General features: G+C 68.0%; 25 protein-coding genes and 1 tRNA gene. 12 read left to right on the top strand and 14 right to left on the bottom strand.

Annotated elements, in window-relative coordinates; genetic code table 11:
* The first annotated feature begins 55 nt into the window (after positions 1-55).
* Entirely contained in the window at positions 56-562 is a 507-nt protein-coding gene (locus Q0C57_RS03860) for a PaaI family thioesterase (RefSeq protein WP_296572320.1), read from the top strand.
* A gap of 9 nt (positions 563-571) precedes the next feature.
* Here Q0C57_RS03860 and Q0C57_RS03855 read toward each other — a convergent pair whose 3' ends face one another.
* The 3 genes from Q0C57_RS03855 to Q0C57_RS03845 all read right to left on the bottom strand — a co-directional run bounded on the left by Q0C57_RS03855 (position 572) and on the right by Q0C57_RS03845 (position 2,774).
* The gene (locus Q0C57_RS03855) at positions 572-1,453 is read right to left on the bottom strand and encodes a DMT family transporter (RefSeq protein ID WP_296572317.1); all 882 of its coding nucleotides are present in this window, start codon (positions 1,451-1,453) and stop codon (positions 572-574) included.
* Entirely contained in the window at positions 1,450-2,229 is a 780-nt protein-coding gene (locus Q0C57_RS03850) for a sulfite exporter TauE/SafE family protein (protein WP_296572314.1), read from the bottom strand. The genes Q0C57_RS03855 and Q0C57_RS03850 overlap by 4 nt, the downstream gene beginning before the upstream one ends.
* Before the next feature lie 203 nt (positions 2,230-2,432).
* The gene (locus Q0C57_RS03845) at positions 2,433-2,774 is read right to left on the bottom strand and encodes a DUF1127 domain-containing protein (protein ID WP_296572313.1); all 342 of its coding nucleotides are present in this window, start codon (positions 2,772-2,774) and stop codon (positions 2,433-2,435) included.
* A gap of 200 nt (positions 2,775-2,974) precedes the next feature.
* On the opposite strand from Q0C57_RS03845, the gene Q0C57_RS03840 reads away from it, so the two are divergent.
* On the top strand, positions 2,975-3,856 hold the full coding sequence (locus Q0C57_RS03840) for a LysR substrate-binding domain-containing protein (protein WP_296572311.1): 882 nt from the start codon (positions 2,975-2,977) through the stop codon (positions 3,854-3,856).
* A gap of 421 nt (positions 3,857-4,277) precedes the next feature.
* Here the strand turns inward: Q0C57_RS03840 and Q0C57_RS03835 are convergent, their stop codons facing one another.
* Positions 4,278-5,648 carry a glutamate--cysteine ligase gene (locus Q0C57_RS03835; protein WP_296572308.1) on the bottom strand — a complete coding sequence of 457 codons (1,371 nt, stop codon included), beginning with the start codon at positions 5,646-5,648 and terminating at the stop codon, positions 4,278-4,280.
* 293 nt (positions 5,649-5,941) lie between these two features.
* Between Q0C57_RS03835 and Q0C57_RS03830 the strand changes: the two genes are divergently transcribed.
* The 3 genes from Q0C57_RS03830 to hisS are packed head-to-tail and all read left to right on the top strand — an operon-like array spanning position 5,942 to position 8,931.
* Entirely contained in the window at positions 5,942-6,592 is a 651-nt protein-coding gene (locus Q0C57_RS03830; protein ID WP_296572305.1) for a hypothetical protein, read from the top strand.
* Positions 6,589-7,314: a hypothetical protein gene (locus Q0C57_RS03825; RefSeq protein WP_296572303.1), complete on the top strand. Its 726-nt coding sequence runs from the start codon at positions 6,589-6,591 to the stop codon at positions 7,312-7,314. The genes Q0C57_RS03830 and Q0C57_RS03825 overlap by 4 nt, the downstream gene beginning before the upstream one ends.
* A gap of 33 nt (positions 7,315-7,347) precedes the next feature.
* Positions 7,348-8,931 carry a histidine--tRNA ligase gene (hisS, locus tag Q0C57_RS03820; protein WP_296572301.1) on the top strand — a complete coding sequence of 528 codons (1,584 nt, stop codon included), beginning with the start codon at positions 7,348-7,350 and terminating at the stop codon, positions 8,929-8,931.
* 156 nt (positions 8,932-9,087) lie between these two features.
* On the opposite strand, the gene Q0C57_RS03815 is transcribed toward hisS, so the two are convergent.
* From Q0C57_RS03815 to dnaN, 5 genes are all read right to left on the bottom strand, one after another.
* Positions 9,088-9,384 carry a GIY-YIG nuclease family protein gene (locus tag Q0C57_RS03815; RefSeq protein ID WP_296572299.1) on the bottom strand — a complete coding sequence of 99 codons (297 nt, stop codon included), beginning with the start codon at positions 9,382-9,384 and terminating at the stop codon, positions 9,088-9,090.
* A 245-nt stretch (positions 9,385-9,629) separates the two neighbouring features.
* Positions 9,630-10,250, bottom strand: a complete 621-nt coding sequence (locus Q0C57_RS03810) for a trimeric intracellular cation channel family protein (RefSeq protein ID WP_296572296.1) — start codon at positions 10,248-10,250, stop codon at positions 9,630-9,632.
* Between the two features lie 5 nt (positions 10,251-10,255).
* On the bottom strand, positions 10,256-10,864 hold the full coding sequence (gene grpE / locus Q0C57_RS03805) for a nucleotide exchange factor GrpE (protein ID WP_296572294.1): 609 nt from the start codon (positions 10,862-10,864) through the stop codon (positions 10,256-10,258).
* Positions 10,865-10,961: 97 nt separating this feature from the next.
* Complete coding sequence (gene folD, locus Q0C57_RS03800; protein ID WP_296572290.1) at positions 10,962-11,870, bottom strand: bifunctional methylenetetrahydrofolate dehydrogenase/methenyltetrahydrofolate cyclohydrolase FolD; 909 nt, start codon at positions 11,868-11,870, stop codon at positions 10,962-10,964.
* A 5-nt stretch (positions 11,871-11,875) separates the two neighbouring features.
* The gene (gene dnaN, locus Q0C57_RS03795; protein ID WP_296572287.1) at positions 11,876-12,994 is read right to left on the bottom strand and encodes a DNA polymerase III subunit beta; all 1,119 of its coding nucleotides are present in this window, start codon (positions 12,992-12,994) and stop codon (positions 11,876-11,878) included.
* 273 nt (positions 12,995-13,267) lie between these two features.
* Between dnaN and Q0C57_RS03790 the strand changes: the two genes are divergently transcribed.
* Entirely contained in the window at positions 13,268-13,696 is a 429-nt protein-coding gene (locus Q0C57_RS03790; RefSeq protein ID WP_296572284.1) for a hypothetical protein, read from the top strand.
* Positions 13,697-13,744: 48 nt separating this feature from the next.
* Here Q0C57_RS03790 and dnaA read toward each other — a convergent pair whose 3' ends face one another.
* From dnaA to rpsT, 3 genes are all read right to left on the bottom strand, one after another.
* Positions 13,745-15,166, bottom strand: a complete 1,422-nt coding sequence (gene dnaA, locus Q0C57_RS03785) for a chromosomal replication initiator protein DnaA (protein WP_296572282.1) — start codon at positions 15,164-15,166, stop codon at positions 13,745-13,747.
* 146 nt (positions 15,167-15,312) lie between these two features.
* On the bottom strand, positions 15,313-15,759 hold the full coding sequence (locus Q0C57_RS03780; RefSeq protein ID WP_296572279.1) for a rhodanese-like domain-containing protein: 447 nt from the start codon (positions 15,757-15,759) through the stop codon (positions 15,313-15,315).
* A 726-nt stretch (positions 15,760-16,485) separates the two neighbouring features.
* Positions 16,486-16,752: a 30S ribosomal protein S20 gene (rpsT, locus tag Q0C57_RS03775; RefSeq protein ID WP_296572277.1), complete on the bottom strand. Its 267-nt coding sequence runs from the start codon at positions 16,750-16,752 to the stop codon at positions 16,486-16,488.
* 221 nt (positions 16,753-16,973) lie between these two features.
* Here rpsT and Q0C57_RS03770 point away from each other — a divergent pair, with 221 nt between their 5' ends.
* From Q0C57_RS03770 to Q0C57_RS03745, 6 genes are all read left to right on the top strand, one after another.
* Positions 16,974-17,867 carry a DMT family transporter gene (locus Q0C57_RS03770; protein WP_296572274.1) on the top strand — a complete coding sequence of 298 codons (894 nt, stop codon included), beginning with the start codon at positions 16,974-16,976 and terminating at the stop codon, positions 17,865-17,867.
* 511 nt (positions 17,868-18,378) lie between these two features.
* The gene (locus tag Q0C57_RS03765) at positions 18,379-19,950 is read left to right on the top strand and encodes a 2-isopropylmalate synthase (RefSeq protein WP_296572271.1); all 1,572 of its coding nucleotides are present in this window, start codon (positions 18,379-18,381) and stop codon (positions 19,948-19,950) included.
* 10 nt (positions 19,951-19,960) lie between these two features.
* Complete coding sequence (locus Q0C57_RS03760) at positions 19,961-20,875, top strand: ROK family protein (protein WP_296572269.1); 915 nt, start codon at positions 19,961-19,963, stop codon at positions 20,873-20,875.
* Positions 20,876-20,977: 102 nt separating this feature from the next.
* Positions 20,978-21,053: transfer RNA gene (locus Q0C57_RS03755), tRNA-Lys, on the top strand.
* Positions 21,054-21,163: 110 nt separating this feature from the next.
* Complete coding sequence (locus tag Q0C57_RS03750; RefSeq protein WP_296572266.1) at positions 21,164-21,742, top strand: GbsR/MarR family transcriptional regulator; 579 nt, start codon at positions 21,164-21,166, stop codon at positions 21,740-21,742.
* Between the two features lie 164 nt (positions 21,743-21,906).
* Positions 21,907-22,770, top strand: a complete 864-nt coding sequence (locus Q0C57_RS03745) for an AraC family transcriptional regulator (RefSeq protein ID WP_296572262.1) — start codon at positions 21,907-21,909, stop codon at positions 22,768-22,770.
* Between the two features lie 5 nt (positions 22,771-22,775).
* Here the strand turns inward: Q0C57_RS03745 and Q0C57_RS03740 are convergent, their stop codons facing one another.
* Complete coding sequence (locus tag Q0C57_RS03740; protein WP_296572258.1) at positions 22,776-23,555, bottom strand: DUF1365 family protein; 780 nt, start codon at positions 23,553-23,555, stop codon at positions 22,776-22,778.
* The gene (locus Q0C57_RS03735) at positions 23,552-24,904 is read right to left on the bottom strand and encodes an FAD-dependent oxidoreductase (protein ID WP_296572255.1); all 1,353 of its coding nucleotides are present in this window, start codon (positions 24,902-24,904) and stop codon (positions 23,552-23,554) included. Before Q0C57_RS03735 ends, Q0C57_RS03740 begins: the two co-directional genes overlap by 4 nt.
* Between the last annotated feature and the right edge of the window lie 36 nt (positions 24,905-24,940).

Below are 24,940 nucleotides of genomic sequence, written 5' to 3'. Positions count from 1 at the left end.
CTCTCCGCTTCATATCGTGCAGTTACACGCTACGATGCCCTCCCGGAGACTGTCCATGACCGCTGTCGCGCCGCTTCCCACGCCCCGCTACGGCGTTGTCGCGATGGCGGAGGCGACCGGTCAGGACGGCATCGATTTCCTGCGCGGCATGGTGGAGCGGCGCTATCCCGCGCCGCCCATCGCCCGCGCCATGGGCTTCCTCCTCACCGAGGTGGCGCCGGGCTTCGCGGTGTTCGAGGGGACGCCGACAGCCGACTTCTTCAATCCCCTCGGCACGATCCATGGCGGCTGGACGGCGACGATCCTCGATTCCGCCCTGGGCTGCTGCGTCCACACGCTCATCAAGGCCGGCCAGGGCTACACCACGGTGGAGATGAAGGTGAACTATGTGCGCGCGCTGATGCCGGAGACCGGCCTGGTGCGCTGCGAGGGCAAGGTCGTCCATGCGGGATCGCGTATCGCGACGTCCGAGGCGCGGCTCGTCGACGGCAAGGGCCGGCTCATCGCCCATGCCACCGAGACCTGCATGATCTTCGAGGCGCGGATGCCGGCGGCGTCCTGAGGGCCATGATCAGGCCCGTGACCGCCGCATGGCGGTGAGGCAGGCGAAGATGATGAGGGCGGCGCCCGCCCAGGTCGTCCAGGCCGGCACTTCGGCAAAGGCGAGGTAGCCGAGGCCGGCGCTCCAGACGAGGGCGGTATATTCGATGACGCCGAGCGGGCCGGCCGCGGCATATTTGAAGGCCCAGGCCATGCACAGGTGACCGGCGAGGCCGAAGGCGCCGATCCCGAGGAAGATCCACCAGGACCGCGCCTCGGGAACCTCCCAGACCATCCAGGCGAAGGGGGCGATGATGAGCAGGGGAAAGAGGTTCTGGAACAGGATGATGAGGCCGAAGGGATCGGTCTGGGCCCGTTTGCGCAGCAGGACGAGATTGGCCGCATAGGCCAGCGCCGAGGACACCGCGGCGGCAATGCCGAGCACGCGGATGATGTCGAACTGGCCGCCGCCGAGCTTGCCGGCGACGATGATCGCCATGCCGACGAAGCCGACGAGAATGGCGATCAGCACCGGCTTCTGGATCGGCTCCTTGAGGATGAGCGAGGCGAGCACCGCCAGGAACAGCGGCGACAGGAAGGACAGGGTGATGGCTTCGGCCAGCGGCAGGGTGGCGAGCGCATAGAAGAACAGGAAGGCGGTGATGGTGACGAGCACGCCGCGCAGGAGATGGGCGCGGACCATTTCGCCGCTCGGTGCCGGAGGCCGCGTCCAGAGGAAGAAGGCGATCGCCCAGGGCATGCCGCAGGCATAGCGCATGAAGACGATCTGCGCCGTCGGATGGGCATTGGCGACGCCCTTGATCAGGGCGTCCATCACCGACAGCAGGAAGATGCCGAGGGCGGCGACCAGGAACGGCGCGTAGCGGTGGGCGGCGAAGGTCGAGGATGTCATGGGAACCACAGGGCGCGCGCCGCGTCGACGAGGAGCTTGGTGCCGGCCAGGCCCACCAGGACATAGCAAAGCGTGAAGAGGCGCTGCTGCGGCAGGGCATCGTGCAGCCAGCGGCCGACGAGGACCCCGACAGGCACCACGGGCGCGAGGACGAGCGCCTTGAGGAAGACGCCGGGGGCGTCCAGCCCGGAATAGACGTAGCCGGGCAGCTTGACCAGATTGCCGACGGTGAAGATCGCCACCGTGGTGGCGGCATATTCCGTCTTCGTCAGGCCCCGCCTCAGGAGATACATGGCCATGGGCGGGCCGCCGGCATGGGCGATATAGGTGGTGAAACCGGCCGCCGCCCCGGCGGCATTGGCCAGGAGCGGCGACACCGGCAGGACCTTCACGGCGGTGTTGCGGCGGAGGAAATAGTCGAGCGTATAGGCCAGCGTGATGAGCGCGATGGCGAGGGCCACCCAGCGCCGGTCGACCCATTCGAAGACGAGGAAGCCGAGGGCGAGGCCGCCGAGGAAACCGGGCATGAGCCAGGCGAGATCGGGCTTCGACCAGGCGGTGCGGGGAAACGATGCCAGGGCGAAGAGATCCATGAGGGCGACGAGCAGCGCGGTGACGATGGCCGCCTCGAGCGGGTCCATGACGAGAGCGAGGAGCGGAATGCCGAGAATGGCGAGGCCGCCGCCGAAGGCGCCCTTGCCGAGCCCCATCAGGAACGTGGCGACGGCGCCGACGGCGTAGAAGGTCCAGTCTGCGGGCAGGTCTGCAAGGGTCATGGGATCGCGCTCGGGGAGCCCTGCTCTAGCCGTCCTGCCACCGGGCGCATAGGGCAGGGCACGTCTGCCTTCGTCGCAGGGCGCGATGAAAAAGAGCCGCCGCGGGGGGCGCGGCGGCTCGAGGTTGTCCGGCAAGCGAGACGAGGGGACGGCTTGTTGCCGGACAGGCTGTGGAGGGTGCGGGCGGCGCCCGCACAAACGGGTCACATGGAGGGCACGGTGCGCTGCAGCGCGGCGGCGACATCGGGCACCAGCGAGGGGCCGCTCAGCTGGCGGGGCGCCGAGACGGCGGGACGGTGGCCCTGGCGCTCGCTGGCGCGGGCGGCGATCACGGCGGTGGGATCTCCGAAATAGCCGGCCGCCGTGGCGTCTCGAAGATCACTCCGCGTCAGGCCGAGATCGGCCAGCGTGCGGGCGTCCATCTCGCAGAGGGCGGCGTAGCTCCGGTGTGCCTCGCGCCAGTTGCGGACAGCCTCGACCTGACGGCGCACGACGGAGCCCACCGCGAGGATGGCGGACGAAAGGGTGGCGACGAACATGGGCATGGGGGCTCTCCTGGCGGCTCGGACGTCGGCACGCCTGTCCCCTCGCCGGCGTCGGGTGACGCAAACGTCCGGGTGTCTCACCCGGGTCCTCGGGGGCATGTGCCGATGGAGACACGATGTCACAGCCCCATTGATCATTGAAGCGAATGTTTTTAATCTCTATCATCAGTGTTGATGATGTGACGTTCGGGGGCGCGCCCATGGCCATTCTTCTCGATATCGACCAGTTGCGCACCTTCATGGCCATAGCCGACACCGGCAGCTTCACCCGCGCCGCCGACGTGGTGTTCAAGACCCAGTCGGCCGTCTCCATGCAGATGAAGCGGCTGGAGGAGCGGATCGGCAAATCGCTGTTCGAGCGCGACGGCCGCGCCTCGCGCCTCACCGAGGACGGCGAGCGGCTGCTCGATTATGCCCGCCGCATCGTCAAGCTGAACCTCGAGGCGGTCTCCGCCTTCGCCACCGCCGAACTGACGGGCCGCGTGCGCCTCGGCGTGCCCGACGACTATGCCGACCGCTATCTGCCGGAGATCCTGGCGCGCTTCTCGCGCTCCAACCCCCGTGCCGAGGTCACCGTCATCTGCGAGCCGTCCTCCATGCTCGCCGAGCGCATCCAGGCCAACGAGCTCGACATCGCCATCATCACTCATACGCCGCAGAAGGGACCGGCCCTGGTCTTCCGCCGCGAACAGCTGCTCTGGGTCTCGTCGGCGCGCTCCTCGGTCCATTGCGACGAACCGGTGCCGCTGGCGGTCGGGCGGCCGACCTGCGACTGGCGGCGCGCCGCCACCGAACGGCTGGAGGGGGCCGGGCGCTCCTACCGCATCCTCTATGCCAGCTGGAACGCGGCGGCCGTCGGCGCGGCGGTCATGGCGGGCCTTGCCGTCTCGGTCCTGCCGGAATCGGCGCTGCGCCCCGGCATGCGGGTGCTGCAGCCCTCCGACGGTTTCCCGGCGCTGCCCTCGGTCAGCGTCGCGCTGCTGCGCAACCCGCATGAAATGTCCCAGCTCGCCGAAGCGCTGGCGGATCATGTGGTGTCGAGCCTCGACAACCTGACGGAGCACGCCCAGGCGGCGGAGTGAGGGCGGGGCGGCGTGCGGTGCGGTGACTTGCCACCACATTTTCCGCGCGTCATGGCCGGGCTTGTCCCGGCCATCCACGATTTGAACACCACGGCTGGGAAGGAATTCGTGGATGCCCGGCACAAGGCCGGGCATGACGTACAGGTGGTGGGGCAGGCAATCGCCTTGCACCCATGAAGTGCGTCCTTCGAGGCTCGGGCTTGGCCCTCGCACCTCAGGATGAGGATCGTGGTGACCGGCATCAGCGTGGTGGGCCACTCGACCACATCCGCGTCATCCAGCCGAAGGGCAAGTCACCCCCCTCCTCATCCTGAGGTGCGAGGGCCAAGCCCGAGACTCGAAGGACGCACTTCGCCGATGCAGGGTGCCATCGAGCGCGGGTCACCCCCAACGCAACCGGGCAGTCAAACCGCCCACTGCCTCAATACGCCTGTTCCTCGAAGACCCGGTCGATCTGGCCGTGCCACGCGCCGAGATATTTCTCGATCAGCGACTCGGCGGCGGTGCGGCCGTCGTCGACGATGGCCTGGATCGGATCGAGATAGCGCGTCTCGTCGCAGCCGTTCATGTCGAGCCGGTCGCGGCGGCGCAGGCCTGTGCGGGCGAGGGTGAGCATCTCGCGGGCGAGTTCGCCCACGGTCAGGCCGCGGATCTCCGCCTTGAAGCCGAGCTTCGGCACGTCGTCGCGCAGCTTCTGGCGTTCCTCTGCCGTCCAGTCCTTGACGAGATCCCAGGCGGCATCCAGCACGCCGTCATCGTAGAGCAGGCCGACGAAGAGGGCCGGCAGCGCCACGATGCGCGACAGGGGCCCGGAATCGGCGCCGCGCATCTCGAGATAGCGCTTCAGCCGCACCTCCGGAAAGATGGTGCCGACATGGTTCACCCAGTCGGAGAGCACGGCCCGCTCGCCGGGGGCGGCGGGGTTCTTCCCCGCCAGCAGGTCGCGGAAGGACGACCCGGCGACGTCGATATAGGCGTCGCCGCGCTTGATGAAATACATGGGAACGTCGAGGGCGTAGTCGACGTAGCGCTCGAAGCCCATGCCATCCTCGAAGGCGAAGGGCAGCATGCCGGCGCGGTGGTTGTCGGTGTCCATCCAGACCGCCGAGCGGAACGACTGGTAGCCGTTGAGCTTGCCTTCGGTGAAGGGCGAATTGGCGAAGATGGCGGTGGCCACCGGCTGCCAGGCGAGCGAGACCCTGAGCTTCTTGACCATGTCGGCTTCCGAGGCGAAGTCGAGGTTCGCTTGCACGGTCGAGGTCCGGTACATCATGTCGAGGCCAAGCGTGCCGACCTTCGGCATGTAGCGCGTCATGATCTGGTAGCGCGATTTCGGCATGACCGGCGTCTCGGCCCGGGTCCATTTCGGGCTCATGCCGAGGCCGAGGAAGCCGATGCCCATGGGGTCGGCGATCTCCCGCACCTGGGCGAAATGGGCATGGGCCTCCATGCAGGTCTGGTGCAGCGTCTCCAGCGGCGCGCCGGAGAGCTCGAACTGCCCGCCCGGCTCCAGCGAGATGGCGCCGCCGCCGGTGACGTCGGCGAGGCCGATGATGTTCTCGCCGTCGAGGATCGGCTCCCAGCCGAGAAGGCCCTCCATCCCCTCCAGGATGGCGCGGATGCCGCGCGGCCCCTCATAGGGCACCGGGGTGAAATCGGAGCGGTAGAAGCCGAACTTCTCATGTTCGGTCCCGACACGGAACCGGTCCTTCGGTTTGTTGCCCTTCTCGATCCAGGCGACCAGTTCGTCGCGGGATTCGATGGGCGTCAGGTCGACTGTATCGCGGGCCATGCAGGGATCCTGATGCGGATGCGAAGGCGAGGGGCGGGGAGCAAAGCACGATGTCCCGACCCGGCATAGTGCGGGGAGATAGCGCTCGCGAGGCGGTTACGGAAGAGGCGGGGCCACCGTTACGCCCCGCTGCCGACACATTGCCGCCATGCCCCGGCGTCGATCTCCTGCTGAAAAGCCTCACGATATCAATTCTTTGTCTGCGATTTTCGCAGGTGGCAGCCGGCCCCGCGGGCATCGCCGGGCGACCATGCTATCCTGCCCGTCGATTCGTCCGGAGGAGCCTCCTGCCCATGCGTTCACCCGTTTCGATCCCGGCTGCGCTCGTGCTCGCCCTGCTGGTCGCGGTGCCGGCGGCGGAGGCCCAGACCCAGCAGGTGCCCCCTACCCAGCAGGCGCCCGACCGCGTCGCGCCTGCTCCGCTCGGCCCGACGCCGACCGACATTTCCGCCGAGGTGCGCCGCGCCCAGGAGGCCGCCGCCGCCGGCCGCGCCGTGGAGGCGCTGGACGCGCTCGACGAGGCCGCCATCGCCATTGCCGAGAGGATGCCGCTGACCATCCGGCGCGCCACCTTCGTCGCCGAGGAGCCGCAGGGCTATGGCGTCTTCAACCCGCGGGATTCCACCAGTTTCGAGATCGGCCAGCCGCTGCTGGTCTATGCCGAACTCGCCGGCCAGGGCTGGCGGCGCTCCGGCGACATCTTCCGCACCGATCTGGTGCTCGATTTCGAGCTGCGCCGCGCCGATGGCCAGTCGCTCGTCGCCCAGCAGGCCTTCAACACCATCGCCACGGCGAGCCGGCGCCGCAACCGCGAGTTCTTCCTCTATGTGACCTATTCCTTCTCCGGCCTCGAACCCGGCGACTATGTGGTGCGCACCACGGTGCGCGACCGGGCCGGCAACAAGCAGACCGCCTTCGATCTCTCCTTCGCGGTTCGCCGGTGAGGCGGGCGGCGTTCGTCCTCGCCGGGCTGATCGCCGCCGCGCCCGCCCAGGCGCAGGACTTTCCCGGTTTCACGCGGCAGGCGGCGAGCGGCGGCCATGCGGTGATGGAGGTGGCCCAGCCCCATCCCGTGCGGCTGCCGGGCTTCGTCACCACCCGTTTCGAACTCCGCCCCGGCGAATGCGGCGCGCCCTGTCCGGCCGATACGGAGCGGGTGGAGCGGGCCGAGGCGGGGCCGGGCCTGTCTCCCGGCACGGAGGCCTTCACCACCCTCTCCGTCTTCATCCCGCGCGGCACCACGGCGACGCCCGGTCTCGCCGTGACGCTGGCCCGGTTCGTCCAGGGCGAGCGCGTCCTCCTTGCGCTGGACTGGCGCGAGGCGGGTCTCGTCGCCTCGGGACCGGCGCTCGGCGGCGAGGTGGTGGTGGTACCGCCGAACCTGCTGACCCAGCGCTGGCACGACCTCCTCATCGACCAGCGCTGGTCGGCCGGCGCCGACGGCCGCCTCGTGCTCTGGGTCAACGGCCAGCGCCTCGTCCAGCGCAGCGGCGGCAATGCGGCGGCGGGCGCGCCGGTGCGGCTGGTCTATGGCCTGTCGCGGGCGCCGGTCTCGTCCTGGACCGCCCGCCTCGGCGCCCGGACGCCGGTGCAGGTGGTCTATTTCGCCCATGTCCGGCGCGATGCCGACCGGGGCGCGGTCGACATCGACCTGAGGGTGCGCTAGCAAGCCGCCTCACGTTTCTGCCGGAAGACCGCCATGTCCGATGCCCCGAAGAAGAAGCCCGGCACGCTCGCCCGCCTGCCGCGCGGCTTCGTCGACCGCGACGCCGCCGAGATCGCCGGCGTCAATGCCATGCTCGACACGATCCGCGGGGTCTACGAGCTCTACGGCTTCGAGGCGGTGGAGACCCCGGCCATCGAGTTCACCGACGCGCTCGGCAAGTTCCTGCCCGACCAGGACCGCCCGAACGAGGGCGTCTTCTCCTTCCAGGACGATGACGAGCAGTGGCTGTCGCTCCGCTACGACCTGACGGCCCCGCTCGCCCGTTATGTCGCCGAGCATTTCGACGCCCTGCCGAAGCCCTATCGCAGCTACCGGGCCGGCTATGTCTTCCGCAACGAGAAGCCGGGGCCGGGCCGCTTCCGCCAGTTCATGCAGTTCGACGCCGATACGGTGGGCTCCGCCTCGCCGGCGGCGGATGCCGAGATCTGCATGATGGCGGCCGACACGATGGAGAAGCTCGGCATTGCCCGCGGCGACTATGTGGTGCGGGTCAACAACCGCAAGGTGCTCGACGGCGTGATGGAGGCCATCGGCCTCGGTGGGAGTGAGAACGCGGGGCGGCGGCTGACGGTGCTCCGCGCCATCGACAAGCTCGACAAGTTTGGAGCAGGCGAGGTTGCGCGTTTGCTCGGGCCAGGACGCTTGGATGAAAGCGGCGATCTCACGGCTGGCGCTGATTTGTCCGACGAGCAGATTGGTATTGTCCTCACCTACGTTAATGGTGGCGACCCAACGACGGTGCGCTTCGAGTCGCGCTCGCGAGTTCGGGAAAGGCCTCTCGTTGAAGTGTCTACGCGCATCGATGAAGGAATATTGTTTTTCGACTATGGGAATTGGGACAGGGTGCAGAGGCTGCGCCGTTCTCTTCCTGAAAATGAAAAATTCCTCCAAGGCTTGGAGGAGCTAGAGGTTATCGCGTCGCTTTCTACCGGCGCGGGATACTCACCGCGCCAGATATCAATCGACCCCTCCGTCGTCCGCGGTCTCGAGTACTATACCGGCCCCGTCTATGAGGTGGAACTGACCTTCCCCGTCACCAACGAGGACGGGCAGGTGGTGCGCTTCGGTTCGGTCGCCGGCGGCGGCCGCTATGACGGGCTCGTCGCCCGTTTCCGCGGCGAGGAGGTGCCGGCCACCGGCTTCTCCATCGGCGTCTCCCGCCTCGCGGCAGCCCTCAAATCCCTCGGCAAGCTGGGCGCGGCAAAGCCCATTGGCCCCGTCGTCGTGCTCGTCATGGACCGCGACCAGATCGCTGAGTATCAGCGAATGGTCTCAGACCTCCGCGATGCCGGCATCCGCGCCGAGATGTATCTCGGCGCTTCCGGCATGAAGGCGCAGATGAAGTATGCCGACCGGCGCAACGCCCCGGCCGTCATCATCCAGGGCTCGAACGAGCGCGAGGCCGGCGAGGTGATGATCAAGGACCTCGTTGCCGGCGCCGAGGCCGCCAAGACCATCACCGACAATGCCGAATGGCGCGCTTCCCGCCCGGCCCAGTTCGCGGCGAAGCGCGGCGAGCTGGTGGCGAAGATCCGGGAGCTTCTGGCGGGGCGGTGAGGGGCGGGGCCTGAAGGGAAGTCGTGGATGCCCGGGCCGAGCCCGGGCATGACGGGCTGAGGTTCCGCCGCGCATTCTTCCATGGCTCCGCCCCCTCCGCGTCATGCCCGGGCTCGGCCCGGGCATCCACGACTTGCTTTGATCAATGACCACCGCTTACGCGAGGTCCTCGTAGAGATCGCGCCAGTCCGGGTTCGTGTCGTGGATCAGCCGCACCTTCCAGGCGCGCGGCCAGTGCTTGATGGCCTTCTCGCGCCGGATGGCGTCCCGGATATCCTCGTAGCGCTCCATCCAGACCAGAAGCTTCAGGCCATAGCGCCGGGTGAAACCGGGATAGGCGCCGGTGCGGTGCTCGAAAGCCCGGCGCGCGATGTCGCCGGTGACGCCGGTGTAGAGCACGCCGTCGCGTCTGTTGGTGATGATGTACACCCATCCGCCACGAGCGCGTTCCATGGGGACCTCCAAGAGGAGGGTAGTGAAGCAAGTCGTGGATGCCCGGGACAAGCCCGGGCAGGACGCGGAAGGGGCGGCGCCACTGCCCAACCAGGGTGGCTTTAGAACCTCAGCCCGTCATGCCCGGGCTCGTCCCGGGCATCCACGAATTCTCTGCGGCATCAGCAGGGCGCAGCTCCCGAACGTGCCGAAAACCTAGCCTATCAGCGTTGCGCTGTCAAGGACATAAATCCTAGATCTAGGACCTACCCATCACGCTTGCCGTAGGTCGGCAGCGACCAGCCGTGGCGGATGGCGAGGCCGCGGATGGCGAAGGCCACGGCAAAGCCGCAGAGATCGTCGAGATCGGGCGAGACGAAGCGGTTGGCCAGGGCGAAGGCGACGGCGCCGGCGAGCGAGGCGGTGACATAGACGTCGCGGCGCAGCGCCAGCGGCACGTCGCCGGCCAGGATGTCGCGGATGATGCCGCCGAAGGTCGCGGTGACGACGCCGAGCAGCACGGCGGAAATGGCCGGCGCGCCGGCTTCCAGGGCCTTGGCTGTGCCGGTCACCGTGAACAGGGCGAGGCCGAGGGCGTCGGCCCAGAGGATGACGCGGGTGCGGCCCTCGCGCTCGAAATGATGGGCGGAGACGAAGGCTGCGAGCGACACCGCGGCGCAGATGATCACCACCGCCGGATCGAGGATCCAGGGCACCGGCCGGATGCCGAGCAGGACGTCGCGCAGCGTGCCGCCACCGATGCCGGTGACGGTGCCGAGCAGGACGAAGCCGAAGGGGTCCATCTGCTTGCGCGCCGCCACCAGGGCGCCGGTGAGGGCGAAGACCGCGACGCCTGCCCATTCGAGCCAGGGCAGGAGCCCGGTCATGGCGGTCAGGCGTCGTCGGAGGCGGCGGCCTGGGGGGCGGCCTTCGGGCCGCCGGTGGAGACACCGACCAGGGCGGGGCGCAGCACCCGCTCGCCGATGACGAAGCCGGCCTGGACGGTCTGCACGACGGTGCCCTTGGGGACCTCGGCATTGGGAATCTCGAACATGGCCTGGTGCAGGTTCGGGTCGAATTTCTGCCCGTCCGGGGCGATCTTCCTGACGCCGTGCTTCTCAAGCGTCTTGAGAAGCTCGCGCTCGGTCAGGTCGATGCCCTCGACGAAGGCTTTCAGCGGGCCGTCGGTGGGCCGGGCCTCGTCGGGCATGGTCTCGAAGGCGCGGCGCATGTTGTCGGCGACGTTCAGCATGTCGCGGGCGAAGGACGTGACGCCATAGGTGCGGGCGTCGACCACCTCGCGCTCGGTGCGCTTCCTGAGATTCTCCATCTCCGCCAGGGTGCGCAGCATGCGGTCCTTCATGTCGCGCGCCTCGGCCTGGGCGGCGGCGAGGAGAGCGGGGCCGGCATCGGCCAGGGTCTCGGGGGTCTCGGTGGCCTCGGCGGTCGGGTTGGCCTCGTCGATCGGCACTTCATCGTGCCCGTTCTTCGGGTTGGTCATGGCGTCTCGCCTGTGATGGAAAAGGGGTGGCCCGGATATCGAGCCTCCGGCGCGCAAAATCAAGGTTGCGTGAGGCGCGTGCCGGCGCTGGTCCGCATCAGGCGCCGAAAGCCGGCCGCGGCAGGCCGGCGCGCAGATGGGCGGCGGCCAGGGTATTGGCCATGAGCAGCGCGATGGTCATCGGCCCGACGCCGCCGGGCACCGGCGTGATGGCGGCGGCATGGACCGCCGCCTCCTCGGTCGCGACGTCGCCGACGAGTCGCGTCTTGCCCTCGCCCTTTTCCGGGGCGGCAATGCGGTTGATGCCGACGTCGATGACGACGGCGCCGGGCTTCACCCAGTCGCCGCGGATCATCTCGGGACGGCCGACCGCGGCCACCAGGATATCCGCCATGCGGCAGATCGCCGGCAGGTCCGCCGTGCGGGAATGGGCGATGGTGACGGTGGCGTCGCGCTGCAGCAGGAGCTGGGCCACCGGCTTGCCGACGATGTTGGAGCGGCCGACGACGACGGCATGCTTGCCGGCGAGGGAGGGGCCCAGGACGCTCTCGACCAGGATCACCGCGCCGGCCGGGGTGCAGGGCACGAGGGCCCTGTCCGCGGCGCCGGTGCCGAGCAGGCCGACATTGACGGGATGGAAGCCGTCGACATCCTTGGCAGGGTCGATGGCGAGCAGCACGGTTTCCGTGTCGATGCCCTTGGGCAGGGGCAGCTGGACCAGAATGCCGTCGATGCCGGGATCGGCATTGAGCTTGGCCACGAGGGAGAGAAGCGTGGCCTCGCTGGTCGTGACCGGCAGGCTGTGCTGCTCCGAGCGGAACCCCGCGGCATCGGCCTCGCGGCCCTTGTTGCGGACATAGACCTGGCTCGCCGGGTCCTCGCCGACCAGCACGACGGCGAGGCCCGGGGGGCGCCCCTGGGCCGCCCTGAAGGCCGCGGCGCTGGTCTTGACCTGGTCGAGAATGCGGGCGGCGACGGCCTTGCCGTCGATACGGGTGGCAGCCACGGCGGTCAGACCCGCATCGGCATGAGCACGTAGAGGGCGCCGGGCCCGGCTGGGTCGTGGATGAGGGTGGGCGAGCCGGGATCGGCCAGTTTCAGCTCGATCGTGTCGCCATCGACCTGGCTGGTGATGTCGAGCAGGTAACGCGAGTTGAAGCCGATATCGATGCCGTCGGCCTCGTAGGAGACCTCGAGCTCCTCGGTGGCGCTGCCGGAATCGGGATTGGTCACCGACAGGGTCAGCTTGCCCTCGCTCGCCGAGAGCTTCACGGCACGGCCGCGTTCGGAGGAGACGGTCGAGACACGGTCGACGGCGGCGGCGAACTCGCCCTTCTCGACGGTGAGGATCTTGTCGTTGGCCAGGGGGATGACGCGGGCATAGTCCGGGAAGGTGCCGTCGATCAGCTTGGAGGTCAGCACCGTCTCGCCGAAGCGGAAGCGCACCTTGGCGGTGGAGAGCTCGACGGTGACGCTCGCATCCGGCGAGTCGGCGAGGCGCTGGACCTCGGCCACTGTCTTGCGCGGCACGATGACGCCCGGCATGCCGGCGGCGCCGGCCGGGGCCTCGAACTCGACCTGGGCGAGGCGGTGGCCGTCGGTGGCGACGGCGCGGATCAGGCTCTGGCCGCCCTTCTCGACGACATGGAGATAGATGCCGTTGAGATAGTAGCGCGTCTCCTCGGTGGAGATGGCGAACTGCGTCTTGTCGATGAGGCGCTTCAGATGGCCGGCGGGCAGCTGGAAGCTGTGGGACATGTCGCCGGCGGCGATGTCGGGGAAGTCGCTCTCGGGAATGGTCTGCAGGGTGAAGCGGGAGCGGCCGGCCTTGACGGCAAGCGTGCCCTTGTCGCCAATCATCTCCAGCTGGATCTGCGACCCGTCGGGGAGCTTGCGGACGATGTCGTAGATCATGTGGGCGGGGACGGTGGTGCCGCCGGCGGTCGCGACCTCGGCCGGCAGGGTCTCCACCACCTCGATGTCGAGATCCGTCGCCTTGAGGCGGAGCGCCGTGCCCTCGGCCTTCATCAGCACGTTCGACAGGACGGGGATCGTGTTGCGGCGCTCGACGACGCGATGGACATGGCCGAGGGATTTCAGGAGCTGGGCCCGCTCGACGGTGACCTTCATCAATGCTGCTCCAAACGACTCAGGAGGTCCCGGCGATCCGGAGCCCCGAAAACAAGGGGCGTCAGTCAACCCCGCGGCGCAGCATGATGCAAGGGCAAGGCCAGCCGGTACGGGCCTATCCACGTGCTTTTCGTCATCGCCCTGCGGCCCGCCGCCGTGGCGCCCGGCCGAAGGCCTGAAACCTCCGCGGGTCCTTGCCGTCGACGCCCCGACACATGATCTGTCCAGCATGCGTCCCACCGATACCTCGCGGGGGCGAGACGGAGACCAGCCATGGCGAAGACCCGCATCACGCTTGGCGCCGGCCTGACGGCCGCCGCTCTCACGTTCGGCGCCGCCCTCGTCGGGTCGTCGCCCCAGCCCGCCCTCGCACAGTTCAACGCTTATGCGCAGTCCTTCGACGGCGGCGGCCAAAGCGGCCGCGGCGACGTGGAGTCGCGCAACAACCGCCTCACGGTGTCGATCCGTGTCGTCACGGTGGGGGATGTCTGCGTCAGGGCCGTCGAGGCGGTGGGCTACGACCCGCGCCTGAACCAGCGCCTGTTCCGGATCGGCTTCGATTCCGGGCCGATGACCGCCCTGGGCGTCACTGCCTATGAGAATGCCCTTGCGAGCGCCCGCACCGCGGACGATGCCATGGCCGCTCTCGCGGCGGCCCAGCGGGACGCGCGGCCCTATCGCCGCGGCCCCGGACAGTGCTGAGCCCCGTCCTGACCTGATGTGCGGATCCGTCCGGCGCTGCGCGGCGCCTCAGTCGTTGAGACGGCGCTTCAGCGCTTCGACCTCCTCGCTCAGGGCCGGATCCTGGCCGACCAGGCCCTCGATCTTGCGCACGGCATGGAGCACGGTCGTGTGGTCGCGGCCGCCGAAACGCCGGCCGATCTCGGGCAGCGAGCGCAACGTCATGGTCTTGGCCAGATACATGGCGATCTGGCGCGGCCGGACGACGGTCGCCGTGCGCCGGGAGGACAGGATGTCGGACCGGCTGACATTGTAATGCTGCGCCACGATCTTCTGGATGTCCTCGATCTTCACCCGCTTCGGCTCGGGGATGCGGACGAGATCGCGGATGGAGCGCTCGGCCATCTCCACGGTCACCGGCTGGTTGGTCAGGCGATTGGTGGCGATGAGCCGGTTGAAGGCGCCGTCGAGATCGCGGCCGTTCTGGGTGACGTTCTTGGCGACATAGCTCATCACTGCCGGCGGGACATCGAAGCCGGGATGCTGGGCGCGGGCATGGACCAGCTTCTGCTTGAGGATGTCGAAGCGCAGGTTCTCGTCCAGCGCACCGATCTCGACGGTGAGGCCGCCGGCAAGGCGCGAACGGACCCGCTCGTCGAGGTTCTCGAGATCGGAGGGCGGGCGGTCGCCGGCGACGACGATCTGCCGGCCGGCATCGATCAGGGCGTTCAGCGTGTGGCAGAACTCGGCCTGGGTCTGCTTGCCCTGGAGGAACTGCAGGTCGTCGATGATGAGGAGGTCGATGTTGCGCAGCGCCTCCTTGAAGGCGATGGCCGTCTGGTTCTTCAGGGCGGCGACGAAGCCGAACGTGAATTTCTCCGCCGTCAGATAGAGCACGCGCCGGCCGCCGGCCTGGGCGGTGCCGGCCACGGCCTGCAGCAGATGCGTCTTGCCGAGGCCGACGCCGGCATGGATGTAGAGCGGGTTGAACAGCACCGCGTCGGTCGGCCGCGACTGCGCCACCTGCAGGGCCGCGGCGCGGGCGAGCGTGTTGGACCGGCCCTGGACGAAGGTCTCGAAGGTCAGGCGCGGGTCGAGCGGCGATCCGCCCAGCGTGTTCTGCGCCGCCGAGAGATGGTGGCCGTCCTGGGCGCGCTGCGGAGCGGCGGCCGGCGATGCCGGGCGGGCGGCCTCGTCCACGGGCTTGGAGCGTGTAAGGGTGCGGGCGCTCGCCGCCGTGCGCACGACGACGTCGATGGTCACCGGCCGCTCGGCCTCCTCCGACCAGCGGGTGATGATGCGGTCCTTGTAATGGTGGTCGATCCAGCTCTTGAGAAACCGCGTCGGCACCGACAGGCGCACCGCGTCGTGCTCGGCCAGATCGATCTCGATGCTCTTGAACCAGCTGGAGAAGACATCCTCGCCGAGTTCGGCGCGCAGGCGCCGGCCGACACGTTCCCAGATGGCGCCGGCTCGCATGGAATCGCTCATCGTATCAGTCTTGCCTTCGGTCGTTTCGCGGACGCGTTCAGAAGTGGCAAACACGAAGGTCTCCAATCAAAAAGTCCGGGGAATGAAATGGGGGAGCGGGTACGCGGTGATCACGCGAGATCGGCAGACGGGCGCAGGACCACGTCTCAGGGCTGGATCCAGGGAAGGCCGGCCGCCTTCCATCCGGCCTTGGTACCGCGACGTCCCTCCGCGTCATGGGGGCCCTCGAAGCCGCCGGTGACGTTGAAGCATTGGGTGTAGCCGGCCGCCGTCATGGCGATCGCCGCCGCCTTGGACCTGACGCCCGAGCGGCAGAGGAAATAGAGGGGCGCGTCCTTCGGGGTGCCGCGCTCCGCGAGCTTGGCGGCGAGGCTGGCGACGAAATCCGGGTTGACGCCCATGGCGGGGAATATCTGCCACTCGACGCGGATGGCCTCGCGTCCGGCGGCCTTCAGGTCGGGCGCTCCGATATAGGCCCATTCCGCCGTGGTGCGGACATCCACCAACTGGGCGGAGGCGTCGCGCGTCAGACTCGCAAGGCTGTCTTCGGGTGTCGTGTCACCGGCGTAGCCGGCCTCTTGCGCATGCGCCATGGTTCGCTCACACACCCAATGTCTGGGCGCGCGCCTCAATTGTTCCAAGGTTTTTCATTTCGAAGAGTGCCCCGACCGCCGTCAAGCGACAGCAGCCTGAAGTCTTCACCCCAAGGCTTCCATCAGAAAACTGACGTTGCTCAAGGAGACACCGCGTCTCGTACGAGACACAATACTCCTCTGCCCTATGTTGCGGGCTGCGCGCGTCATCTCTTCCTTGAAGCCCGAGGTGGCCCCCCCGAGTGACCCGATTGATACACAGGGGCTTCGGACCCGGCAACGGATTTCCATTAATAAATGGTTAAGGCGGGGCGCTTGACTCCCCCCGGATTTCGGTTTCGGCGGCCCGGCGTTTCAACCCCCTGATGAATCGGCAAATTTCAAATTCCCTTGGCCAGTACCCTGGGGCCCGGCAGGGCGCAGGGGGGTGGAGAGGCAGGTCAGCCGATGTCCATGCCAGCCGCATTTCGGTGCCGTAACGATCCGTCCCCCGGCTAACCAACTGAAATCGGGGTTGTTTTTCTGACGCCCCTTTAGCCGGATCACGGTCCCTTTCGTGGCACGGAAGGGGGACGGATAAAAAAAGAGGGTTGACGCCGATCTGTTGCGGAATCGCAACGGCTCCCCGGCGTCACCCCGCGACAGGAGGGCCGCACAACGAAAAAGCCCGGCGCTAGGCCGGGCTCCCGAAAAGGTTGCAGGGGCGCGGTAGCGCCGTGGCAGCAATCAGGCGCCGATCTTGGCGACCCGGGTGGCGAGGCGCGAGACCTTGCGGGAGGCGGTGTTCTTATGCAGGACGCCCTTCTGGGCGGCGCGCATGATCTCCGGCTGGGCCGCCTGGAGCGCCGCGGCGGCGGCGGTCTTGTCGCCGGAGGCGATGGCATCTTCCAGCTTGCGCAGGAAGGTGCGCATCCGCGAGCGGCGGGCCTGGTTGACGGACGTGCGCCGCGCGATGACGCGGGCGGCCTTTTTTGCAGAAGCCGTATTGGCCATGGGTCTTGTCCCGGCGGCTGGCCCCGGGTGATCGGGGCACAAGAAAACGAGTGCGGCGACACGGGGCCGCCACGGATCGGCGTGTATAGTCGCGCGGTTTCGGTCAGTCAACCACGCAGCGGGCCCGTCTGCGAAATTCGCACGGGTGGGTCGATGCCTGGCCCAGTAGAAGGGAAGACCCATCTCGTCGCGGGCGTCTCCCGCGCGGTTCCCGAGGCCCGATGTCGTCCAAGCCGCAGCGCAACCTTGTCCTCGTCGTGGTCTGGATGGCCGGGACCCTGCTGTCCTTCTCCGCCATCGCCCTGTCGATCCGGGCGCTGCACGGCACGTTGACGGTGTTCGAGATCCTCGCCCTGCGCAATATCGGCGGGCTGATCATCCTCGCCGCGATCATGGTCCTCGCCCCCGATCCCGGCCAGCGCATCCGGCCGGCCGAGCCCTTCATCCATGCGATGCGCAACACCATCCATTTCGGCGGACAGGCCTTGTGGGCCTATGGCCTGACGGTCCTGCCGCTCGCCACCGTCTTCGCCATCGAGTTCACCACGCCAACCTGGGTGGCGATCTTCGCCGTGCTCTTTCTTGGCGAGCGCATGACGCGTTCGCGTGTCGCGGCGCTGGTCTTCGGCTTTCTCGGGGTCCTCGTCATCCTGCGGCCGGGCTTCGACAGTTTCCGGCCCGAGGCCCTGGCTGTGGCGGCGGCGGCCATCTGCTTCGGCGTCCAGCAGACGACGACCAAGTTCCTGACCGCGACCAATTCGACCTGGACCATCATGCTGTGGATGAACGTGGTCCAGCTGCCGCTCAATCTCGCCGCCAATGTGGTGATGGGCGAGCCGGCCTGGTTCCTCGGCAAGCTCGACCTGGCGCAATGGCTGCCGCTCATCGGCATCGGCGTCTGCGGTTTCACCGCCCATTACTGCCTCACCAACGCCTTCCGCCACGGCGATGCCATCGTGGTGACGCCGATCGATTTCCTGCGGGTGCCGCTGATCGGCGTCGTCGGCTGGCTGGTCTATGGCGAACAGCCCGAGCCCGCCGTGCTCCTCGGCGCCGCCATCGTCGTGGCGGGGGTGCTGATCAACATCTACGCGGAATCGCGCCCGCGCACGTGAGGGAGGCTGCCGGTCCCCTTTCGGGACGGTGCGGTTAATACCGATGTCCGGGTTCAGACCGGCGCCGGGATCCGCAGGGCCGGGGCCGTGCCCACAAGCTCCGGATTGGCCGCGTCCGGCCCGGGACCAAAGGGGCAACCTGCCGGCACCCGCGATTCGGTCATGGTCCGTTCCCGGCCCGTTGCACAGGTTAACCGGAGCGCGCCGCCAGGCCCGTTTCAGACTTCTCCCTTGCGCTCCGGCCACCGGATCGGTTACGCAGGATCATCTGCGGTACCAGACCGCGCCTGTCCGAGGACCGTCCGTGCCGATCGTCCGTGCATCCGCACCGATCTGCCTGCGCGCTTTCAGCGCCACGCCCTCGCTGTCCCTCCTTCTGCTTATCCGCCCCTGAGCACCGGCAGGGCCTTCCGGCCTTGGCGCTCAGGGGATCCCATCACCGCAACCCGCAACCGGGGGCCTGCGAAGTGAGGCGCTATCGCCGCCGCGGCCCGCAGCAAGGACAGAGACCATGACCACCAGCACCCACGCATCGTCCAAGGACCGCGTCGTCATCTTCGACACCACCCTGCGCGACGGCGAGCAATGCCCCGGCGCCACCATGACCCTGGAGGAGAAGCTCCAGGTCGCCGATCTCCTCGACGAGATGGGTGTCGACATCATCGAGGCCGGCTTCCCCATTGCCTCGATCGGCGATTTCGAGGCCGTCGTCGCCGTGGCCCAGCGGGTGAAGAACGCCGTCGTCGCCGGCCTCGCCCGCGCCGGCATGAACGATATCGACCGCGCCGGCGAGGCGGTCCGCCATGCCCGCCGGCCGCGCATCCATACCTTCCTGTCGACATCGCCGGTGCATATGAAGCACAAGCTGCAGAAGTCGCCGGACGAGGTCCTGGCCATGGTGGTGGCCTCGGTCACCCGCGCCCGCAACCTGGTCGACGACGTGGAATGGTCGGCCGAGGACGGCACCCGTACCGAGCATGATTTCCTCTGCCGCTGCGTCGAGGCGGCGATCAAGGCCGGCGCCACCACCATCAACATCCCCGACACGGTCGGCTACACGGCGCCGGACGAATACAAGGCGCTGTTCGAGATGGTGCGGGCCCGCGTGCCGAATGCCGACAAGGCGGTGTTCTCCGTCCATTGCCACAACGACCTCGGCATGGCGGTGGCCAACACCATCGCCGGCGTCCAGGGCGGCGCCCGGCAGATCGAATGCACCATCAACGGCATCGGCGAGCGGGCCGGCAATGCGGCGCTGGAGGAGATCGTCATGGCGATCAAGACCCGCAACGACATCTTCCCCTACGAGACCGGCATCGACGCGAAGATGCTGACCCGGGCCTCCAAGCTCGTCTCGACGGTGACCTCGTTCCCCGTCCAGTACAACAAGGCGATCGTCGGCCGGAACGCCTTTGCCCACGAGAGCGGCATCCATCAGGACGGCATGCTGAAGAACACCCAGACCTACGAGATCATGACGCCCGACTCGGTCGGCGTGAAGTCGACCTCGCTGGTCATGGGCAAGCACTCGGGGCGCAACGCCTTCAAGGACAAGCTGAAGAACCTCGGCTACCAGCTGTCCGACAACCAGCTGGAAGACGCTTTCGTCCGGTTCAAGGAGCTCGCCGACCGCAAGAAGGTGATCTACGACGAGGACATCGAGGCGCTGGTGGACGAGAAGATCGCCCATAGCCAGGACCGCATGAAGGTCATGTCGCTCCTGGTCGTGGCCGGCACGATGGGGCCGCAGGCAGCGACCCTGACCCTCGATCTCGACGGCGTCCACAAGACGGTCCAGGCCTCCGGCAACGGTCCCGTCGATGCGGTCTTCAACGCCATCAAGGCGATCGTCCCGCACGAGGCGGTGCTGGAACTCTATCAGGTCCATGCCGTTACCCAGGGAACGGATGCCCAGGCGGAGGTCTCGGTGCGGCTGCAGGCGGACGGCAACACCTTTACCGGCAAGGGGGCTGATCCGGACACGCTGGTGTCCTCGGCCAAGGCCTATCTGTCGGCGCTGAACAAGCTCATCGCCAAGCGTGAGCGCCTGCATCCCCAGCACGGCACCGTCGCGGCGGAGTGAGCAAGCGGCCATGCGCATCGGCATCGATCTCGGTGGCACCAAGATCGAGATCCTGGCCCTGGACGACCAGGGCCGGGAGCTGCTGCGTCGCCGCGTTCCGACGCCGCGCCACGACTATCGGGCCATCGTCACGGCTATGGCCGGGCTCGTTCTCGGCGCCGAGGCCGAACTCGGCCGCACCGGAACGGTGGGGGTCGGCATTCCCGGCGCGGTGTCGCCGGCCACCGGTCTCGTCAAGAACGCCAATACCACCGTGCTCATCGGCCATCCCCTCGACAAGGACCTCGCGGCGGCGCTCGACCGCGAGGTCCGGCTGGAGAATGACGCCAATTGCTTCGCCCTGTCGGAGGCGGTTGACGGCGCCGCGGCAGGGGCCGGCGTGGTGTTCGGGCTGATCATCGGGACGGGGGCCGGGGCCGGCATCGTCATCGACGGCAAGGTTCTGCGCGGTCGCCATCTCATCGGCGGCGAGTTCGGGCACAACCCGCTGCCCTGGCCGAGCATTGAGGAGGTGGTCGAGGCGCCGTCCTGCTATTGCGGCCACAAGGGCTGTCTCGAGACCTGGGTCTCCGGGACGGGCTTTGTCGAAGACCACCGGCGCGTGACCGGAGCGGCGCTGCCGGCCCCGGAAATCGTCGCGCGGGCGGCGGCGGGCGACGCCGATGCTGCGGCCTCCTACCAGCGCTACCTGTCGCGCCTGGCGCGCGGGCTTGCGCATGTGGTCAATCTCATCGACCCCGACGTCATCGTGGCGGGCGGCGGCATGAGCAATATCCCCTCGCTCTACGAGGATCTGCCGCCGGCGATGCGGCCCTATGTCTTCTCCGATGCCTGCACCACCCCCATCGTCCCGGCGGCCCATGGCGATTCCTCCGGCGTGCGCGGCGCCGCCTGGCTCTGGCCGGCCGGTAACCCTGCCGCCTGACACCGCCACCCGCGCGTCAAAAAAACCGCCGTCGTTCTGGACAGGGCGCATCACGTCTGGTAGTCACCCGGCTCCCGCGCGGCCCATGGCTGGTGCGGGCGTGGGTGATTAGCTCAGTTGGTAGAGCAGCTGACTCTTAATCAGCGGGTCGAAGGTTCGAATCCTTCATCACCCACCATTCTTTTCCCTCCATCCCGACACGCCATCGCCGTGCTCCCGCCGTCCGGCGTTGACCGGTCGGATGCCGTCCGTTACTTCAGAAAATCCTGAAAATTCAGACGGGTCATCATGAACCTGCCGCCGCTCATCCAGGCCTTCGTTCTGCATTTCGGCGAGATGGGCTCGCGCTGGGGCATCAACCGGACCGTCGGCCAGGTCTATGCGGTCATCTTCCTCGCCAACCGGCCGGTCTGTGCGGACGATCTCGTCGACGCGGTCGGCGTCGCGCGCTCCAACGTCGCCATGGCGCTGAAGGAGCTGCAGAGCTGGGAGCTGATCCGCCTCAAGCATGTGCCAGGCGAAAGGCGCGACTATTACGGAACGCTCGACGATATCTGGGCCATCGTCCGCAAGCTGGTCGAACAGCGCAAGCGCCGCGAGATCGACCCGACGCTCACCGTGCTGCGCGAGCTGCTGATGCAGAGCCCGGCCTCGGAGGAGGAGCGCTTCGCCCAGGAGCGGATGCAGGAGATGCACGGCGTCATCGAACTCGTCACCGGGTGGTACGACGACATCGAGCGGCTGGAGACGGAAAGGCTGGTACAACTGCTCAGCCTCGGGTCGAAGATCGTCAAGGCGCTGGACTGGAAGGACAAGCTGTTCGTCGCCAAGGGCGGCGGCAAGCCGAAGGGGCCGGAGCGTCCCTGACGGGAGCCGGCCCGCGCGCTGGCCGGCGATCACCTCGCCCGCAGACGGTGACGAATCCGGCTTGCATACAGGTTCCTGCCAGCTAAATAATCGTGCATGATGACACCGTCGTCCCACCTGTGAATCAGTCGCGCGCCGATTGCTTCTCAAGGAATGGATAGGCCATGATTCTGAAGTCGTTGGACCCCGCCAGCGGCGGCAGGTTTGAACACAGCGTCGTTGCATCCTGGCCCGGTTTCGTCGCCAAGACGAGCCGCCGGCTGACGGATTACAGCATCAGCTATGCGAGCCGTCCGTCGGAGACCTATCTCGCTCTGCACCATTTCGTGCGGCGCGACGGCGAGACGCGCATCGACGACACTCCCAGTTCATCACTCCGCGATCTCAGGGGCAAACTGACCCAGATCCCCGCGGGATGCGGTGCGCAGGCCTGGACCGTCGGCCCCTCGGATGCGGGCCACATCACCATGCTGTTCTTCGATCCGCGCAAACTCTCTCCGGATCTCGACCGGGGCCCCGCCACGCCAGCAGTCAGGCCGCGGCTCTTCTTCGAGGACAAGCATCTCATCGACGCGATGACGCGGCTCGACCGGATCCTGACGGAGGATGAGAGCCTCGCCGACCTGCGGGCCGAGTCCATCGCGCTGTTCATTGCGGCGCGGGTCTTCGAACTGTCACGCCTCGACGTCGCTGCGGAGAAGAACGTCTTCAGCTCCGGCTCGCGGATGGCCGTGCTCGACGACTATCTGCGGGCCAATATCGCCAGTCCCGTCGCCATCGACGATCTGGCGCAACTGGTCGGGCTCTCACGCTTCCACCTCATCCGTTCGTTCCGCGATGCCTTCGGGGCCACGCCCTACCACTATCTGCTGCGGTTGCGGATGAACGAGGCCAAGCGCCTGCTGACCTCCACCAGCCTGCCGGTGGCGCAGGTCGCCACGCGGGTGGGCTTCTCGAGCAGCACGCAGTTCGTGAAGATGTTCCGCGCCATGGAGGGCGTCACGCCCGGCAGCCTGCGCCAGCGCTGAACGGGTCAGACCGACTGGCGTCCGACGGTGACGTCGGCGGCCGGGGGGCCGGGATGGCGGATCAGCTTGACGCGCTTGGCCAGGAGCAGAAGGGCATGCCAGTGGATGGCCGCCGTGACCTTCAGCGTCAGCAGCGGATGGGTCAGGAGCAGCTTGAGCAGGTTGCGGTCGGTGAGTGGCCGCCGGTCGCCGGCGAGCGAGGCGAAGAGCACCGGCCCGTCATCGTCACTGACGGCGATGTGGAGGGCGACCTTGTCATCCGGCGGCAGGAGGCGAAAGCGGTAGTCGAGGCCCAGCGTCAGGAAGGGCGAGACGTGGAAGGCCTTGTCGCTGTCCTGGACGATGGGTCGCGCCGCGCCGTCCGCCGCTGCGACGTAGGAATGAATTTCGCCGAATGTGTTGTGGACCTCGTAGAGCGAGGCGGCGAGCGTGCCGTCGGGCCGGTAGCAGAAAAAGACGCTGATCGGGTTGAAGCCGTAGCCGAGGATCCGCGGCATGGTCAGGAGCCTGATCGGCCCGCCCTCCGTCACGATCCCCGCTTCGGACAGGCGGGCCTCGACCTGCGGACGCAGGGCGTTGCCGGAGCGGTCGCCGTAATCGGCGGTGCGGAAGGAGAAGATGTTGGCGCGGTCGCAGGAGAAGACGCGCAGGGCCCGGCCGAGGCCGTCGAGTTCGTCGAGGTCGAGCAGCATCCAGAAGACGCGATAGGCCAGGGCGTGGGCGCGCGGCCGCACGCGGTTGTGGTCCACCCGCCCCACATAGAGCGCGGAGGCGGGCGCGTTCACGCCACCTCCGTCATGGGCATGGCTGGCGGGTGGCGCACGATCCGCCCGGACTCGTCGGGCACCGTCCAGGGCCGGCGGAGCCCACCCGCCTCTTCCGCGACGGCGAGGCCGGCCTGCAGCCCATCCTCGTGGAACCCGGCGCCGAAATGGGCGCCGCAATACCAGGTGTGGCGCTGGCCCTGCAGCGACCACAGGCGCGACTGCGCCGCGATGGCGGCATTGTCGAAGAGCGGATGCTCGTAGACCTGGGTGCGCAGCACGGTCTCCTCGCGCGGCGGGCGCGGCGGGTTCAGGGTGACGAAGAACTGCTTGTCCATCGGCAGGTGCTGCAGGCGGTTCATCCAGTAGGTCACCGCACAGGGTTCATCGGGCACGCGCCGGTCGCCGATATGGTTCCAACTCGACCAGGCGGCGCGCCGCCGTGGCATCAGCGCCTCGTCGGTATGGAGCACGGCGAGGTTGCGGCTGTAGCGGAAGGCGCCGAGCAGCGCGCGTTCCTCGGCCGAGGGGTCCGCCAGCATGGCGAGAGCCTCCTTGGCATGGGTCGCCACGACCACCTGGTCGAAGGGGCGGGACCAGCCGGCCTCACCGTCGAGGATGACGCCCTCGGCGGTGCGCCGGATGCGGGCGATCGGCTGGTTCTGGCAGATCTCGCCGGAGAAGCCCGCGAGCAGCTTGGCGACATAGGCCCGGCTGCCGCCGGTCACCGTGCGCCAGGCTGGCCGGCCCGAGAGCCTGAGCAGGCCGTGGTTGTCGTGGAAGCGGATGAAGGCGCTGGCGGGATAGGACAGGATCTCGGCGCAGGGCGCCGACCAGATGGCCCCCGCCATGGGCAGCAGGTGATCGTCGCGGAAGGCCTGGCCGTAGCGGCCCGCCTTCAGGTAGTCGCCGAGCGAGATGGGATCGTTTTCCAGCTCGGCGGCATCCCGCGTGGCGCTGCGATAGAACCGCAGGAGATCCTGCAGCATCGACCAGAAGCGCGGGCTGACAATGTTGCGGCGCTGGGCGAAGAGGCCGGCGAGGCCCGTCCCGGCATATTCCAGCCGGCCACCGTCCAGCGAGACGGCAAAGGACATCTCGGTCGCCAGGGAGGGCACGTCGAGATGGTCGAGCAGCGCGCAGAAATTGGGGTAGGTCGCCTCGTTGAAGACGATGAAACCGGTATCGACCGCCACGTCCTGGCCCTGGGCCCCGGGGACCGTGACGGTATGGGCGTGGCCGCCCAGCCTGTCGTCCTTCTCATAGAGGGTGACATCATGCGCCTGTGCCAGGAGCCATGCCGCCGACAGACCGGAAACGCCACTCCCCACCACAGCGATCCGTTGCCGCCGTTGACCACCCTCTTGCATGCCGGATCCTTGACTTCGCTCTTTGTATGGGTGCTT

It is taken from the genome of Phreatobacter sp. (genome assembly GCF_022843985.1).
Taxonomy (GTDB): Bacteria; Pseudomonadota; Alphaproteobacteria; order Rhizobiales; family Phreatobacteraceae; genus Phreatobacter.
Note: the sequence above shows the minus strand (reverse complement) of the source record. Positions and strands in the feature narration are given on the sequence as shown.